The 14,615-nt window shown below is 66.8% G+C and carries 13 protein-coding genes and 1 tRNA gene; 5 read left to right on the top strand and 9 right to left on the bottom strand.

Going from position 1 to position 14,615, the window contains the following annotated elements; all coding sequences use genetic code 11:
- Positions 1-234: 234 nt before the first annotated feature.
- The gene (locus GQY20_RS07625) at positions 235-1,269 is read left to right on the top strand and encodes an IS110 family RNA-guided transposase (RefSeq protein WP_157216465.1); all 1,035 of its coding nucleotides are present in this window, start codon (positions 235-237) and stop codon (positions 1,267-1,269) included.
- 1,530 nt (positions 1,270-2,799) lie between these two features.
- Here the strand turns inward: GQY20_RS07625 and GQY20_RS07620 are convergent.
- The 4 genes from GQY20_RS07620 to aroA form a co-directional block, all read right to left on the bottom strand.
- The gene (locus GQY20_RS07620) at positions 2,800-3,270 is read right to left on the bottom strand and encodes an MEKHLA domain-containing protein (protein ID WP_157216464.1); all 471 of its coding nucleotides are present in this window, start codon (positions 3,268-3,270) and stop codon (positions 2,800-2,802) included.
- Positions 3,271-3,368: 98 nt separating this feature from the next.
- Positions 3,369-5,078 carry a 30S ribosomal protein S1 gene (rpsA, locus tag GQY20_RS07615; RefSeq protein ID WP_157216463.1) on the bottom strand — a complete coding sequence of 570 codons (1,710 nt, stop codon included), beginning with the start codon at positions 5,076-5,078 and terminating at the stop codon, positions 3,369-3,371.
- 235 nt (positions 5,079-5,313) lie between these two features.
- Positions 5,314-5,943 carry a (d)CMP kinase gene (locus GQY20_RS07610; RefSeq protein WP_157216462.1) on the bottom strand — a complete coding sequence of 210 codons (630 nt, stop codon included), beginning with the start codon at positions 5,941-5,943 and terminating at the stop codon, positions 5,314-5,316.
- A 46-nt stretch (positions 5,944-5,989) separates the two neighbouring features.
- Positions 5,990-7,306, bottom strand: coding sequence for a 3-phosphoshikimate 1-carboxyvinyltransferase (gene aroA / locus GQY20_RS07605; protein ID WP_157216461.1), 1,317 nt, complete (start codon positions 7,304-7,306; stop codon positions 5,990-5,992).
- Positions 7,307-7,438: 132 nt separating this feature from the next.
- Here aroA and GQY20_RS07600 point away from each other — a divergent pair, with 132 nt between their 5' ends.
- From GQY20_RS07600 to GQY20_RS07585, 4 genes are all read left to right on the top strand, one after another.
- Positions 7,439-7,756, top strand: a complete 318-nt coding sequence (locus GQY20_RS07600) for a TIGR02300 family protein (protein WP_157216460.1) — start codon at positions 7,439-7,441, stop codon at positions 7,754-7,756.
- A gap of 73 nt (positions 7,757-7,829) precedes the next feature.
- Positions 7,830-7,905: transfer RNA gene (locus GQY20_RS07595), tRNA-Ala, on the top strand.
- A gap of 171 nt (positions 7,906-8,076) precedes the next feature.
- On the top strand, positions 8,077-8,583 hold the full coding sequence (locus tag GQY20_RS07590; RefSeq protein WP_157216459.1) for a DUF1993 domain-containing protein: 507 nt from the start codon (positions 8,077-8,079) through the stop codon (positions 8,581-8,583).
- Positions 8,580-9,146 carry a DNA-3-methyladenine glycosylase I gene (locus tag GQY20_RS07585; protein ID WP_157216458.1) on the top strand — a complete coding sequence of 189 codons (567 nt, stop codon included), beginning with the start codon at positions 8,580-8,582 and terminating at the stop codon, positions 9,144-9,146. Before GQY20_RS07590 ends, GQY20_RS07585 begins: the two co-directional genes overlap by 4 nt.
- 7 nt (positions 9,147-9,153) lie before the next feature.
- Here GQY20_RS07585 and GQY20_RS07580 read toward each other — a convergent pair whose 3' ends face one another.
- The 5 genes from GQY20_RS07580 to GQY20_RS07560 all read right to left on the bottom strand — a co-directional run bounded on the left by GQY20_RS07580 (position 9,154) and on the right by GQY20_RS07560 (position 14,601).
- Positions 9,154-10,332: a winged helix-turn-helix domain-containing protein gene (locus tag GQY20_RS07580; RefSeq protein WP_232475939.1), complete on the bottom strand. Its 1,179-nt coding sequence runs from the start codon at positions 10,330-10,332 to the stop codon at positions 9,154-9,156.
- Entirely contained in the window at positions 10,329-11,207 is an 879-nt protein-coding gene (gene mmsB, locus GQY20_RS07575; RefSeq protein WP_157216457.1) for a 3-hydroxyisobutyrate dehydrogenase, read from the bottom strand. Before mmsB ends, GQY20_RS07580 begins: the two co-directional genes overlap by 4 nt.
- Before the next feature lie 160 nt (positions 11,208-11,367).
- A complete protein-coding gene (locus tag GQY20_RS07570; RefSeq protein WP_157216456.1) occupies positions 11,368-12,144 on the bottom strand; it encodes an enoyl-CoA hydratase-related protein in 777 nt (258 codons plus the stop codon).
- Positions 12,145-12,220: 76 nt separating this feature from the next.
- Positions 12,221-13,270: an enoyl-CoA hydratase/isomerase family protein gene (locus GQY20_RS07565; protein WP_157216455.1), complete on the bottom strand. Its 1,050-nt coding sequence runs from the start codon at positions 13,268-13,270 to the stop codon at positions 12,221-12,223.
- 188 nt (positions 13,271-13,458) lie between these two features.
- Positions 13,459-14,601, bottom strand: coding sequence for an acyl-CoA dehydrogenase family protein (locus GQY20_RS07560; RefSeq protein WP_157216454.1), 1,143 nt, complete (start codon positions 14,599-14,601; stop codon positions 13,459-13,461).
- Between the last annotated feature and the right edge of the window lie 14 nt (positions 14,602-14,615).

Below are 14,615 nucleotides of genomic sequence, written 5' to 3'. Positions count from 1 at the left end.
GCAGCAAAATCGGATCGTTGCGTTTCTTCGTTCACCGTAGCGTGAAAGGATCCCGCCGTCGGTGGCGATTACGTAATTTACAAACCTATTGGATCAGTCTGCAAATCACCCACGCTTCGTCAAGCGCGAAGAGGCCGCCCGCCACGACCGGTAGATGGGGTGATTGCGGTTCACTCTTTTCGGCGCGCACCGTGATCTGGGCCGGCATGGGGCCGACAGACGCGTAGGGGTGCCATGTTGCAGTATGTTGGGCTCGACGTCTCGTTGGCCGAGGTGGCGATCTGTGTGGTCGATGAGGATGGAACGATCGAGTTTGAGGGCACGGCGCCTTCCGAGCCCAACGCCATCGCCGACTGGCTGCTCGAGCATGACGTTCACCCCGAGAAGGTCGGGCTGGAGATTGGCGGCCTGGCGCGCTGGCTGTATTCCGAACTGGCGGAGCGTGGACTCCCGATGATCTGCATCGACCCGCGCCGGCTACGCGCCCTGACCAAGACTATGCCGGTGAAGACAGACCGCAACGACGCGCGCGCCATCGCCCAGGTCATTCGCGTCGGCTGGTATCGGCCGGTCCACATCAAGAGCCCGGTCGGCCAGGAGCTGCGGATGCTGCTCGCCAACCGTAAGACGCTGCTGGTCAAGTATGGCGACATCGAGAACGAAGTGCGCGGCACGCTCCGCGCCTTCGGGCTCAAGCTCTCAAGCCGGATCGCGTCGGGACAGTTCGAGCAGCGCGCCATGGAGCTGGTTGAGGACCGACCGAGGCTCGCAGCCATGGTGAGGCCCATGCTCATCGCGCGTTCGGGGTTGCGCGAGCAATGCGCCGTGCTGCACAAGATGCTTCTCGACGCCGTCGCGCGGGATGATACCTGCCGACGCCTCATGAGCGTGCCGGGCGTAGGCGCGGTCACAGCCGTTACTTTCCTCGCCGTTATCGACGATCCGAGCTGCTTCCAGCACTCGCGCGATGTCGGTGCTCACCTCGGGATGACGCCGCGGAAGTACGCCAGCGGCGAGACGGATCGGAACGGCTCGATCTCCAAGACAGGCGACGCGCTGATGCGCACGACGCTCTACCAAGCATCGCTGGCGCTTCTGACGCGATCGAAGCGGTGGTCGACGCTGAAGGCGTGGGGCATGGCTGTCGCGAAGCGGCGCGGGCTGCGCAGGGCCATCGTCGCGGTCGCGCGCAAGCTGGTGATCGTCATGCATCGCATTTGGGCCGACGGCACCGAGTTCCGGTGGACGCGTGAGGAAGCCGTCGCATGATGGCCTGATCTCCGCGCCACCTTCACGAACTCCGCCGCAAGGCGGGGGCAGCCCGAGAGAACGAGGTCGAGGCGACTGCACTGTAACCGGTGTGCCACCAGAGCCCGTCCAAGGTAGATAGCAGCCCTCGATCAGCCATCGAACGACCCATGGTGAGGCGGCTCCGCGCCGACCTCGGACACAAGCTCGAACCTCGGCAAGCCCAATCACAATACCACCTGATCAGGCGCTCCGTCTGGTCGTGGTCGATGTCGTCTGCTCCCTCCAAGTTGTCCGGACGGCGCTAAGCGACCGCCAGCTTTTCCGCTGAAGGCTGGATTGGCATCGCCTTTTCGTGCAGACATTACGAATGGAGGAGCAGGCCAAGCAGCCGAGCGTGAGGCTTACAAAGCGGGCGTGGTGGTGGCTGGGAGTGTTAGGGATCGCGATGGTATCGGTGTGGCCCCTCGGTCACTTCGATAACACCACGGAACTCACGCCAGACCATACCGATGTCCTAGAGTACTGTTTCTGGTTTGCTGGTGCAGTTGCTCTTACCTCAGCTTCTGTCTGTTTCTTCCAGTCATCTGGAAGGTTGTTTTCGAGAATACTGCTGTCTGTATGCTGTTTTGCTTTACTTGGTGGAATGTCCTCTCTCCTGGTGACAAGCACAGTCGCAAATATCATTGAAAACCGACGTGACTTCCCGGCTGGAGAGACGCGGACATACTGGACGCTCCTCCCTATCCAGCGCGCCTATCGAATGGACTCACGAACAGGATCAAGCTGGATCATTCAGCCGGCGCCGATCTGGTCCAATATCGATATCGCACACTCAGACTACACATTCATGCTTACGCGTTCGAAGTCAGATACAAATGCTTCAGAACCCTCAAGCTTGCCGAGCCGCAGCTACTTCTGCGCTAAGGTAATGATGCAAAGCTCGGGTGAGGCGCTTCGGGTGCTTCATGCGGGGAGACAGTCACTTCCGCCGGGCACTGTGGGCGTTTGCTCTGAAATGATGGCCAAAGAGCCTGCCCTTCCTGTGCTGCATTGAGGTTCGCACACCGTTGCAAGGCATCAAGAAGGTGGCTTGTGCCGGGGACCGCAATCACACAAGAAGCTGCACAGCCACAACTTCAACCCGACGGTCTATGCCGTCGATCTCTGCGGAGAACAGAGTGCCTATCTGTGGCGTGGTTTCGAAGTCGCGTACTCCTAACGGATACGGACCGTTCGGGGTCTGTACGACAATTTGATGTTTCACTCTGACTCCCTCTCCACCGGCTTATGCGTCACCAGCTCCCAGCGCTCCTTGAAGCGCTCGGGGTCGTCATCCGCCTCTAGCTCGCGGGCGGCGTCCTTGAACTTGTCGAGCTGGGTTTCGGTTCGTCGGTCATGCGCCCACCTCCCTAACATCCTTTAAAGGGAAACCGACAACCGAATCCTCGTCACCAGATTCGACCGCATGCTCGAGCGCCAGAGGGCAGACACCGGCGTTTGGACAGCTACTTGCTTGCTGCACTACGCCACGTGACACTGGCGAAAATGTCAGTCCAGCGGCGTCCAGTGGCGGAAGGTCGCGGCCTGGCCGCGGCTGCGGCCGTCGGCGTCGATCAGGTTCCAGACCGTGGCCCGTTCGATGCGGAAGCGGTGGCCGGTCGCGGATATGCGCACGCCGGCATAATCGTCGATGAAGCCGTCGCGCGTCACGCGCTGCAGAAGGCGCAGCCGCTCGTCGCGGAGCGGCGCCTCGGCGGAGAGGCGCGAGGGCATGCCGACGAAACGCTCGGGCGGCAGGGCGAACAGCCGCAGCGCGAGTCGGTTGCCGTAGAAGAAGAGCGGGTCGGCCTCCGTGCCATGGGCCAGGATGGCGCAGGGCGCATCCCACAAGGTCCGAGCCGGATCCCGGGCGGACGGGATGAGAAGTCTTCCGGTCAGGCGCGCGAAGCTTTCCGGGATCAGCGCCAGCCGATCGCCGGTGCAGATGGCGGGCAATTCCTCGTCTCTGTCCATCGCCATGGCATTTCCTTCGTCAGCGCTTGTGCCCGGCTTGCCCACAAAAACAAAGGCCCGCCGGATCGCTCCGGCGGGCCTCCTGTCTCGATGGGGCCGAGGGCTTATTTGCGCTCGCTGCGCGCCTTCAGCGCCTCGCCCAGAATGTCGCCCAGCGACGCGCCCGAGTCGGACGAGCCATATTGCGCAACCGCCTGCTTCTCCTCGGCGATCTGCATCGCCTTGATCGAGAAGGTCGGCTTCTTCGAACGATCGAAGCCGGTCACCATCGCGTCGAACTTCTGGCCGACCTGGAAGCGCTCCGGACGCTGCTCGTCGCGGTCGCGGCCGAGATCGCTGCGCTTGAGGAAGCCGGTCTCGCCATCGTCGCCGACCTGGACGTCCAGGCCGCCGTCATTGATCGCGAGCACGGTGACCGTGACGATCGCATTCTTCGCCAGGCGGCTGCCGCCGCCGGTCGATGCCGTCGAAACACCGCCACGCTCGAGCTGCTTGATGCCGAGCGAGATGCGCTCCTTCTCCGAGTCGATGTCGAGCACGACCGCCTGCACGGTCTCGCCCTTGTGGTGCAGCGCCAGCGCTTCCTCGCCGGTGACGCCCCAGGCGATGTCCGACATGTGGACCATGCCGTCCACGTCGCCGTCCAGGCCGATGAACAGGCCGAACTCGGTGGCGTTCTTGACTTCGCCCTCGACGGTCGAGCCCACCGGGTGACGCTCGGCGAAGCTCTCCCACGGATTGGCCTGGGCCTGCTTGAGGCCGAGGCTGATGCGGCGCTTGTCGGCATCGACCTCGAGGATGACCACGTCCACTTCCTGCGAGGTCGACACGATCTTGCCCGGATGGACGTTCTTCTTGGTCCAGCTCATCTCGGAGACGTGGACGAGGCCTTCGATGCCCGGCTCCAGCTCCACGAAGGCGCCATATTCGGTGATGTTGGTCACGCGGCCGGTGAACTTCGCGCCGATCGGATATTTGGCGGCGGCGCCTTCCCACGGATCGCTCTCGAGCTGCTTCATGCCGAGGCTGATGCGCTGCGTGTCCTTGTTGATGCGGATGATCTGCACGCGGACGGTGTCGCCGATGTTGATCATCTCGCTCGGATGACCGACGCGCTTGTAGCTGAGATCGGTCACGTGGAGCAGGCCATCGATGCCGCCGAGATCCACGAACGCACCGTAATCGGTGATGTTCTTGACGACGCCGTCGATCACCTGGCCTTCATGCAGCGACTGGATGAGGCCGGTGCGCTGCTCGGCGCGGGTCTCTTCCAGAACGGCGCGGCGCGACACGACGATGTTGCCGCGGCGGCGATCCATCTTGAGGATCTGGAAGGGCTGCGGAATGTCCATCAGCGGGGTGACGTCGCGGACCGGGCGGATATCGACCTGGCTGCCCGGCAGGAAGGCCACGGCGCCGTTGAGATCGACGGTGAAGCCGCCCTTCACGCGGCCGAAGATCACGCCCTCGACGCGGGCGGACTTGGCGAATTCGGTCTCGAGCTTGTCCCAGGCGGCTTCGCGGCGGGCGCGGTCGCGGCTGAGCATCGCTTCGCCATGGACGTTCTCGACGCGATCGACGTAAACCTCGACCTCGTCACCGACCTTCAGATCGGCCTTCTGGCCGGGGGCGGCGAATTCGCGCAGCGCGACTCGACCTTCGGACTTCAGGCCGACGTCGATCACCGCCATGTCGTTCTCGATCGCGGTGACGGTGCCCTTTACGACGCGGCCTTCGAAGCCGTCATGCGTGCCGAGCGTGGAGTCGAGGAGCGCCGCGAAATCGTCGCGGGTCGGGTTTGCCATAGTGGCCATAAATACCAGTTTCCTAACTTCATGTGTTTCCGGCCATCCGGTTGTTTCCGGAGGTCTTTTGGCCGAACTGCCGCGTCGGCCTCATGCCGCCGCGGCATCCCGCGCTACGCCCGCGATCGGGGAAGGCGCCGGATGGAGGGAAAAGCGAAAAGGCACGCCGAGGCTCCGGTCCCCACCGGTTCCTCCGCATGCCTCGCTCCAAGGTGCCGGCTGTTTGTCCGGCGGACATGATCCGCTAGACGCCGCGCCCCATCCGGGCTTCCACGAGCGCAATCGCCCGCTGGACGGCGGCGTCTATACCCATGTCGCTGGTATCGAGCAAGACGGCGTCCTCCGCCTGCCGCAACGGCGCGGCGCTTCGTGCCGAATCCCGCTCGTCGCGCGCGCGGATGTCGGCGAGCACGGCATCCTGGTCCCCGGGAAGGCCGAGGCGGACCATCTCGCGATGGCGGCGTTCGGCACGGACCTCCGGTGAGGCGGTGACGAACAGCTTGGCATCCGCGTCGGGCGCGATCACGGTGCCGATGTCCCGTCCGTCCAGCACCGCGCCGCCCGGCTGGCGGGCGAAGGCGCGCTGCCGTTCGAGCAGGGCGGCGCGTACGGCGGGGTGCGCCGATACGATCGAGGCGGCGCGGCCGGCCTCTTCGCCCTTGAGCGCAGGGTCGGCAAGCAGCGCATCCGCGAATCCGCAGGCGGCGAGCGCGTCCGAGGCGCTCGCCGGATCGCCGCCAGCCCTCGCGACGCCCAGGCCGACGGCGCGATAGAGCAGGCCGGTATCGAGATGCGGCAGCCCGTAGTGGCGGGCGAGGCGGCTGGCGATGGTGCCTTTGCCGCTCGCCGCCGGCCCGTCTACGGCGATGATCATCGCGCGGCCGCCGCGACGAAGAGGCACCGGTTCATGAGGCACCGGTTCATTCAGGGACGGCGCCGAGGCCGGACATCAGCGCGGCGAATCCAGGAAAGCTGGTCGCGACCGGCGCCATGTCGTCGATCGTCACCGCGTCGCGCGACACCAGGCCGGCGACCGCGAAGCTCATCGCGATGCGGTGATCGAGCTTCGCCGCGACGGTAGCGCCGCCGGCGAGGGTATCGCCGTCGGTGCCGTCGATGACGAGTCCGTCCTCCAGCTCCTCGACGCGGGCGCCGATCGCGCGCAGCCCCTCGGCCATGGTGGTGATCCGATCGGATTCCTTGACGCGCAGTTCGTCCAGCCCGCGCGCCACGGTGCGGCCCCTGGCCAGCGCCGCGGCAACGAACAGCGCGGGGAACTCGTCGATCATGCTCGGCGCGATCTCGGGCGGCACGTCGATGCCGGTCAGCGCGGAATGGCGGACGATGAGATCGGCGACCGGCTCGCCCCCCGCATCGCGCGGATTGGCGAAGGCAATATCGCCGCCCATCGCGCGGAGCACCTCGAACAGGCCGGCGCGGGTGGGGTTCAGCCCGACATTTTCGATCGTCACCTCCGATCCGGGCACGAGCAGCGCCGCGACGACGGGGAAGGCGGCGGACGAGGGGTCGCCTGGGACGATGATCTGCTGCGCCCTGAGCTCCGCCTCGCCGCGAAGCTCGATCACCGTGGCGTCGTCTGCTTCGTCGCGGTGGATCTCGAGGCTGGCGCCGAAGCCGCGCAGCATGCGTTCGCTGTGATCGCGCGTCGCGACGGGCTCGATCACGCGGGTGATGCCCGGCGTGTTGAGGCCGGCCAGCAGGATCGCCGACTTCACCTGGGCCGAGGCGACCGGCAGGCGATACTCGATCGGGATGGCGGGGCAGAGGCCGCGCAGCATGAGCGGCAGGCGGCCGCCGGGGCTGGGCGTGAAGGCGGCACCCATCTGCGAGAGCGGGTCGATCACCCGGTTCATCGGACGGCGCGACAAAGAGGCGTCGCCGATGAAAGTGGCGGTGATCGGGTGGCTGGCGACCAGGCCCATCAACAGGCGCGTCGACGTGCCGGAATTGCCCATGTCGAGCGCGGCCTCGGGCTGCAGCAGGCCGCCGACGCCGACGCCGTGTACGCGCCACAGGCCATCCTCGCCGCGTTCCACGGAGGCGCCCATCGCCCGCATCGCCGCCGCGGTGGCGAGCACGTCCTCGCCCTCCAGCAGGCCTTCGATGCGGCTTTCCCCGACCGCGAGGGCGGACAGCATGATCGAGCGATGCGAGATGGACTTGTCGCCTGGCACGCGCGCGGAGCCGCGCAGCGGGCCGGGTGCACGAAAGCGCATGGGGTGAGGCTGGGAACCGTGCATGGCGGCGGCTTTTGACAGCGGCGTCCGGCTATGGCAAGGCGCGCGGCGTTTCGCGACCGGACGGGGTCCGGCCGCGCTCTTTCCATTTGTTTGCGGAGACGACACATCGTGGTGAAACCGGAATGGGGCACCAAGCGGACCTGCCCGAAGTGCGGTACCCGCTTCTACGATCTGGGCAAGGACGATCCCGTGAGCTGCATCGAATGCGGCACGGCGTGGGAGCCCGAGCCCGTCCTCAAGTCGAAGCAGCCGCTGCCCTTCGACGTGCCCAAGAAGGAGGTCGAACAGCAGAAGGGCGATGCCGATCTCGGCGACGAGGATCTGGACATCGACGAGGATGCCGAGCCGAGCCCGGACGACGATGTCGACCTCGGCGGGGACGACGACATCGGTCTCGATACTTCGGATGACGAAGACGAGAATTGAGTGTTGCCAGAGCGCGCCGACTACCCTAAAGGGCGCGCTCTCCCCGGTTCCCAGCCGGGGAAATTGAAGGGACGGGGCCGTAGCTCAGCTGGGAGAGCGTCGCAATGGCATTGCGAAGGTCAGGGGTTCGATCCCCCTCGGCTCCACCAACTCTTTCCCTTTTCGAGCCGGCCTCTGGCCGGCTTTTCTTTTGCCTGCGACGAATCGGAATGCGCCGGAGCGCGCGTGGCGATTCCGCGAGACTTTCCCGCGGCGCTGACGCACAAGCCGCACACAGGTCGGCGCGCCGATCCCCGGCGCCGACGCAGCACGGGTGATCCATGTCTCTTTCGCTCTACGACGTCAGCGTTCCCGCCTTTCTGCCCGCCTTTGATGCGATGTCCGCCTTCCTCGAAAAGGGTCGGGCCTTTGCCGACGCGCAGGGCCTGCCCCATGCCGAACTGCTCGATGCGCGGCTGATCGGGGACATGGCGCCGCTCACCGCCCAGGTCCAGCGCGCCAGCGATACGGCGAAGTTCACGGTCGTGCGCGTGGGCCAGGTCGAGAATATGGCCATCCCCGACGAGGAGGCGAGCTTCGACGACCTCCAGACGCGAATCGCGCGGACGGTGGCCTTCCTGAAGGCGGCGCCCGCGACGTGCATGGACGGGCGCGAGGAGGCCGAGGTGGTGCTCACCACGCCGAACGGCGCCATCCCCTTCACCGGGCGGAGCTATGTGCTCGGCTTTGCGCTGCCCAATTTCTATTTCCATGTCACCACCGCCTATGCGCTGCTGCGGCACAAGGGCGTTCCGGTCGGCAAGATGGACTTTCTCGGCCGGCCATGAGCGGGACGGGCGGCGAGGAGGATGTCGGCCGCTGTCCCTGGGCGGGCAGCGATCCGCAGATGCGCGCCTATCACGACAGCGAATGGGGCACGCCCGAGCGCGATTCGCGGGCATTGTGGGAGAAGCTGATGCTGGACGGTTTCCAGGCCGGCCTCGCCTGGATCACCGTGCTGCGCAAGCGCGAGGCGTTCCGCGCCGCCTTCCAGGGCTTCGAGCCGGAGCGGGTGGCGCGCTTCGGCGAGGAGGATGTCCGGCGGCTGCTCGGCGATGCCGGGATCATCCGCTCGCGCGCGAAGATCGAGGCGACGATCGCCAACGCCCGCGCCTATCTGGCGATGCGCGAGGCGGGCGAGGATTTCGCCGATTTCTGCTGGTCCTTCACCGGCGGCAAAGTGCTGCGCGGCGACGGCGGACCGCCGCCGGCGAAGACCGAATTGTCCGAGCAGCTATCGAAAGCGCTCAAGCAACGCGGCTTCGCATTCGTCGGGCCGACGATCGTCTATGCCTGGATGCAGGCGGTCGGCATCGTCGACGATCATGTGAAGGGCTGTTTTCGGCGATAGGATATCTTCATTCTCCCCCGTGCCGGGGAGGATCAAGGCCCAGCCACCGTGCCATCTCCTCCAGCTCTGCGTGCAATTCGCCTATCGTTTCCGCCGGAGCGCCCGGCTCGAGATGTATCGCATGCGCGATGAGGCGCCCGCCCTGGCGATCCGCCTTCAGGTCCGCGCGCGCGACGAGGCGGTCGCCGAGCAGGAAGGGGAGCACATAATAGCCGTGCTGGCGCTTGTCGGCGGGTGTGTAGATCTCGATCCGGTAGCGGAAGCCGAACAGCCGCTCGGTCCGGTCGCGCTCCCAGATCAGCGGATCGAAGGGGGCGAGCAGCGCGCGGGCGGCGATGCGGCGGGGCCGCTTCGCGTCGCGATGGAGATAGGCGGGATTGCGCCAGCCGGCGACGGCGACCGGGATCAGCACGCCTTCCTCGACGAGGGCCGCAACCGCCGCCTTGCTGTCCGCCGGGGTCAGCCGGAAATAATCGCGCAGGTCGCTCTCGGTGGCGATGCCGAGCGCCTGCGCCGCGCGTTCGGTGAGCAGGCGCTGGGCATCGGCCTTGGCGGGTGTGGGCAGCGCCAGGATCGCGGATGGGATCACGCGTTCGGGCAGGTCGTAGACGCGTTCGAAGCTGCCGCGGCGCGTGGACGTGGTGATATGGCCTGCCCAGAACAGCCATTCGAGCGTGCGCTTGGTGTCGCCCCATTCCCACCAGCCGCTGCGGCTCTTGCCGCCCTCGAAATCGGAGGCGGCGAGAGGCCCGTCGGCACGGATGCGCGCCAGCGTCGCCTCTGCCTCGCCGCGGCGTTCGCCGGCATAGGCGCGCAGGCTGCTCCATCCGATCGCGCCGCTGTCCGCCTCGGCCATGCGCCAGCGCAGCAGCGGGTGCAGCTCGAGCGGCAGCAGCGAGGCCTCGTGCGCCCAATATTCGAACAGCTTGCGCTCGCTGCGCTTTCCCCAGGCGGCGCGCTCCAGCAGGGTGCGGTCATAGCTGCCCAGCCGGGAGAAGGCGGGCAGATAATGGGCGCGCGCCAGCACGTTGACGCTGTCGATCTGGTGGAGCGACAGCCGCGCGAGCGTGCGGCGCAGATGGGCGGCGCCCGGCGCGGGAGGCCGGGCGGCGGCGAAGCCCTGGGCGGCCAGCGCGATGCGGCGGGCCTGGGCGGAGGAGAGCTGGTCTTTGGGCGGTGCGATCACTCGCCCAGCATGCGGATGATTGCGGAGAAGTCGAGCCCGCCATTGCCGGCATTCTGGAAGGCTTGATAGAGCGCCATGGCATTGGCGCCCATCGGCACGCTGGCATTGGCGCCGCTCGCCGCCTCGACCGCGAGCTTCAGGTCCTTGAGCATCAGCGCGGTCGCGAAGCCGCCCTGATAGCCGTTGTCGGCGGGCGTCTGCGGGCCGACGCCGGGGAGCGGGCAATAGCTCGTCATCGACCAGCTCTGGCCCGACGCCTTGGACGAGATGTCGAAGAAGGTCTGCGGATCGAGGCCGAGCTTCTTGGCGAGCAGGAAGGCCTCGCAGGTCGCGATCATCGTCGCGCCGAGCAGCATGTTGTTGGCGATCTTGGCGGCCTGGCCGGCGCCGATCGCGCCCGCGTGGATCACCGCCTTGCCCATCTTGGCGAGCACCGTCTCGGCCCGCGCGAAGTCGGCGTCGCTGCCGCCGACCATGAAGGTGAGCGTGCCGCCATTGGCCGCCGCGATCCCGCCCGAGACCGGCGCGTCGACCATGGCGAGCCCCTTGGCGGCGGCCGCGGCGCCGACCGCCTTCGCCGTGGCGACGTCGATCGTCGAGCAGTCGATCAGGAGCGCGTCCTTCGGCACCGCATCGAACACCTCGCCGCCATAGACCGCATCGACATGCTTTCCGGCGGGCAGCATGGTGACGACGAACTCGGCGCCGGCGACGGCCTCGGAAGCCGAGCCTACCGGCGTGCAGCCCGACTGGCGGGCTTTGCTGAGCGCATCCTCGGACAGGTCGAAGGCACGCACCTCATGTCCCGCCTTGGCGAGATTGGCAGCCATGCCGCCGCCCATATTTCCGAGACCGATGAAACCGATGCGTGCCATGTCGTGCTCCTTATTTTTAGGCCCCCCCTTCAGGGGAGGGGATGGGGTGGGGGCGAGCCAAGCGAGCGTTCTGGCCTCGAAGCAGGAATACCGGCATCGTGGCGGCTGCCGACAGGCCCCACCCCAAACCCCTCCCCCTGAAGGGGAGGGGCTTAGATCGTCACCGACCCTTCCACTCGCCTTTCCGCTTCTCGACGAAGGCGGTCATGCCCTCGGCCTTGTCCTCGGTGGCGCACAGGCCGTTGAACAGGCGGCGCTCGAAGAGGATGCCGGTGGCGAGGCCGGTCTCGAAGGCGGCGTTGACCATCTCCTTGTTGGCGATGGCGGCCAGCGGCGGCATCTCGGCGATCGCGGCGGCAGTCTTTAGCGCTTCGTCGACCAGCTCGGCGAGGGGGACGACGCGGCTCACCAGGCTCGCGCGCTCGGCCTCGGCGGCGTCCATCATCCGGCCGGTGAGGCACATCTCCATCGCCTTCGCCTTGCCGACCGCGCGGGTCAGCCGCTGCGACCCGCCCATGCCGGGCGCGACGCCGAGCTTGATCTCGGGCTGGCCGAACTTGGCGTTGTCCGCCGCGATGATGAAGTCCGCCATCATGGCAAGCTCGCAGCCGCCGCCGAGCGCGAAGCCGGCGACCGCGGCGATCCACGGCTTGCGCGTCGCGGTCACCCGCTCGAAGCCGGCGAAGAAATTCTCTCCGAACATCTCGGCGAAGCCCTTGGGCTGCATCTGCTTGATGTCGGCGCCCGCCGCGAACGCCTTCTCGCTGCCGGTCAGCACCGCGCAGCGCTGCTCGGGATCGGCGTCGAACGCGGCGAAGGCGGCGATGAGGTCGGCCAACACGTCGGTGTTGAGCGCGTTCAGCGCCTGCGGCCGGTTGAGCCGGATCAAGGTCACCGCGCCGTGGGTCTCTACGAGGAGGGTTTCATAGTCGGCCATGTCGTCGTCATCCCGGCGAAAGCCGGGATTCAGGCCCGGCGGTTGATATGGACCCCGGCTTTCGCCGGGGTGAGGGTCAGAAGGCAAGCGGCTGCCATTCCTCATCGGCGGGCAGCGGCGCGAAGATCTGGTCGACCAGGCCCTGGCTCACGCCCTCGGGGGTTGCCGGATCCCATTTCGGGCTGTTGTCCTTGTCGATGATCAGCGCGCGCACGCCCTCGATGAAGTCGTGGCGCTGGCAGATATGGGCCGCGACGCGATATTCGACGCGCATCTCCTCGGCGAAGTCGGCATGGTCCTTGCCCTGGGCGAGCAGGCGGAGCGAGACCTTGCAGGTCTGTGGGGACTTGGAGCGCAGCGTCGCTGCTTCCCTGGCGGCCCATTCGGAGCTGTCGGTGTCGAGCGCCGCGATCACCTGTTCCAGCGTATCGGCGGCGAACAGCCGGTCGATCGCCTCGCGATGGGCGGCGATCTTCCCGGTCGGCGGCTCGGCCGAGACGGCGGCGAGGATGGCGTCTACCTCCTGCGGCGCCGCGGTCAGTCGCGCCTTCAGATCGTCGAGCGCGTCGCTCGGCACATAATGGGTGGAAAGGCCGAGCGCGATGCAGTCTCCCCCATCGATGCGTGCACCGGTGAGCGCCAGATACTGGCCGGTGCGCCCCGGCAGGCGCGAGAGATACCAGCCGCCGCCGACGTCCGGGAACAGGCCGATGCCGCTCTCGGGCATGGCGTACATCGTCCGCTCGGTTGCGACGCGATAGCGCGCCGGCTGCGAGATGCCGACGCCGCCGCCCATGGTGATGCCGTCCATGAACGCCACGATCGGCTTGGCATAGGTGAACAGCAGATGGTTGAGCTGATATTCGCGATAGAAGAAGGCGCGCGCCTCGACGCCGTCGCTTGCGCCGCTCTCGGCGATCATGCGGATGTCGCCGCCCGCGCAGAAGCCGCGGCCTTCTGCATGGTCGATCAGCACGATGCGGATGGCAGGATCGTCGCGCCACGCGACGAGCGCGTCGATCATGGCGTCGCACATCGGCTTGGTCAGCGCGTGGATCGCCTTGGGGCGGTTCAGTCGGATGCGGCCGGCGCCGCCTTCGACGGAGATCAGGACGTCATCGGTCATACGGGCGCTTTCCTATCCTTTTCGAGTCCCTTTCATCCTCCCCCGCAGGGGGAGGGGGACCATGCGTAGCATGGTGGAGGGGTTCCGGGCCGCTCAAGGCGCGACGTTGCGAATGAGGTATGCGGGAACCCCTCCACCGGCTTCGCCGGTCCCCCTCCCCCTGCGGGGGAGGATGAGTGAGAGGCGCATCACTGCCGCAGCATCTCGCGCGCGATGATGACGCGCATGATCTCATTGGTGCCTTCCAGGATGCGGTGGACACGCAGGTCGCGGAAGAAGCGTTCGATGGGATAATCCTGGAGATAGCCGTAGCCGCCATGGAGCTGTAGCGCGCGGTCGACCACCGCGGAGCCGGTGTCGGTGGCGAAGCGCTTGGCCATGGCAGCGAACTTGGTCTTGTCGGGCGCACCCTCCGTCACCTTAGCGGCCGCCGCGTAGAGCAGGGTACGCGCCGCTTGGAGCTCGGTCTCCATGTCGGCGAGGGTGAACTGGGTTCCCTGGAAATCGGCGATCGACTGGCCGAACTGCTTGCGGTCCTTGGTGTAGGCGATCGCCTCGTCCAGGCAGCGCTGCGCGCCGCCGAGCGAGCAGGCGCCGATGTTGAGCCGTCCGCCGTCGAGCCCTGCCATGGCGATGCGGAAACCCTCGCCCTCGGCACCGACGCGATTGGCGACCGGCACGCGCACGCCATCGAAATTCACCTGCGCGGTCGGCTGCGAATGCCAGCCGAGCTTCTTCTCCTGCGCGCCGAAGCTCACGCCCGGCATGTCCTTGTCGATCACCAGGCAGGATATGCCCTTGGGGCCGTCCGCGCCGGTGCGCACCATGACCACATAGACGTCGTTGGCGCCGCCGCCGGATATGAATGCCTTGGATCCGGTGACGACATAGTCGTCGCCATCGCGCACCGCCTTGGTGCGCAGGCTGGCCGCGTCCGATCCGGCGGACGGCTCGGTCAGGCAATAGCTGGCGATGCGATCGCAGGCGACGAGATCGGGGAGATAGCGCGCCTTCACATCCGCCGAGCCGAACCGGTCGATCATCCAGGCGGACATGTTGTGGATCGAGATGAACGCGCTGGTGGAGGGGCAGCCATAGGCCATCGCCTCCATGATGATCGCCGCCTCCAGCCGGCCCAGGCCGATGCCGCCGGCTTCTTCGGAGACGTAGATGCCGCCAAAGCCGAGCTCGGCCGCGGCCTTCACCACGTCGCGCGGGAAATGATGCTCCTCGTCCCACTTCGCCGCATGGGGGGTGATCGCGTCCGCGGTGAAGCGCTGCGCCATCTCCTGGATGGCGCGCTGGTCTTCCGTGAGATCGAACTGGGTCATGCGCTCTCCACGTT

It is taken from the genome of Flavisphingomonas formosensis (assembly GCF_009755815.1).
Taxonomy (GTDB): Bacteria; Pseudomonadota; Alphaproteobacteria; order Sphingomonadales; family Sphingomonadaceae; genus Flavisphingomonas; species Flavisphingomonas formosensis.
Note: the sequence above shows the minus strand (reverse complement) of the source record. Positions and strands in the feature narration are given on the sequence as shown.

What these genes read in the sequence shown, in the direction of transcription:
- GQY20_RS07625 (WP_157216465.1), top strand. Translation starts at nt 235, where the DNA reads ATGTTGCAGTATGTTGGGCTCGACGTCTCGTTGGCCGAGGTGGCGATC.
- GQY20_RS07620 (WP_157216464.1), bottom strand. Translation starts at nt 3,270, where the DNA reads ATGGCGATGGACAGAGACGAGGAATTGCCCGCCATCTGCACCGGCGAT.
- rpsA (WP_157216463.1), bottom strand. Translation starts at nt 5,078, where the DNA reads ATGGCCACTATGGCAAACCCGACCCGCGACGATTTCGCGGCGCTCCTC.
- GQY20_RS07610 (WP_157216462.1), bottom strand. Translation starts at nt 5,943, where the DNA reads ATGATCATCGCCGTAGACGGGCCGGCGGCGAGCGGCAAAGGCACCATC.
- aroA (WP_157216461.1), bottom strand. Translation starts at nt 7,306, where the DNA reads ATGCGCTTTCGTGCACCCGGCCCGCTGCGCGGCTCCGCGCGCGTGCCA.
- GQY20_RS07590 (WP_157216459.1), top strand. Translation starts at nt 8,077, where the DNA reads ATGTCTCTTTCGCTCTACGACGTCAGCGTTCCCGCCTTTCTGCCCGCC.
- GQY20_RS07585 (WP_157216458.1), top strand. Translation starts at nt 8,580, where the DNA reads ATGAGCGGGACGGGCGGCGAGGAGGATGTCGGCCGCTGTCCCTGGGCG.
- mmsB (WP_157216457.1), bottom strand. Translation starts at nt 11,207, where the DNA reads ATGGCACGCATCGGTTTCATCGGTCTCGGAAATATGGGCGGCGGCATG.
- GQY20_RS07570 (WP_157216456.1), bottom strand. Translation starts at nt 12,144, where the DNA reads ATGGCCGACTATGAAACCCTCCTCGTAGAGACCCACGGCGCGGTGACC.
- GQY20_RS07565 (WP_157216455.1), bottom strand. Translation starts at nt 13,270, where the DNA reads ATGACCGATGACGTCCTGATCTCCGTCGAAGGCGGCGCCGGCCGCATC.
- GQY20_RS07560 (WP_157216454.1), bottom strand. Translation starts at nt 14,601, where the DNA reads ATGACCCAGTTCGATCTCACGGAAGACCAGCGCGCCATCCAGGAGATG.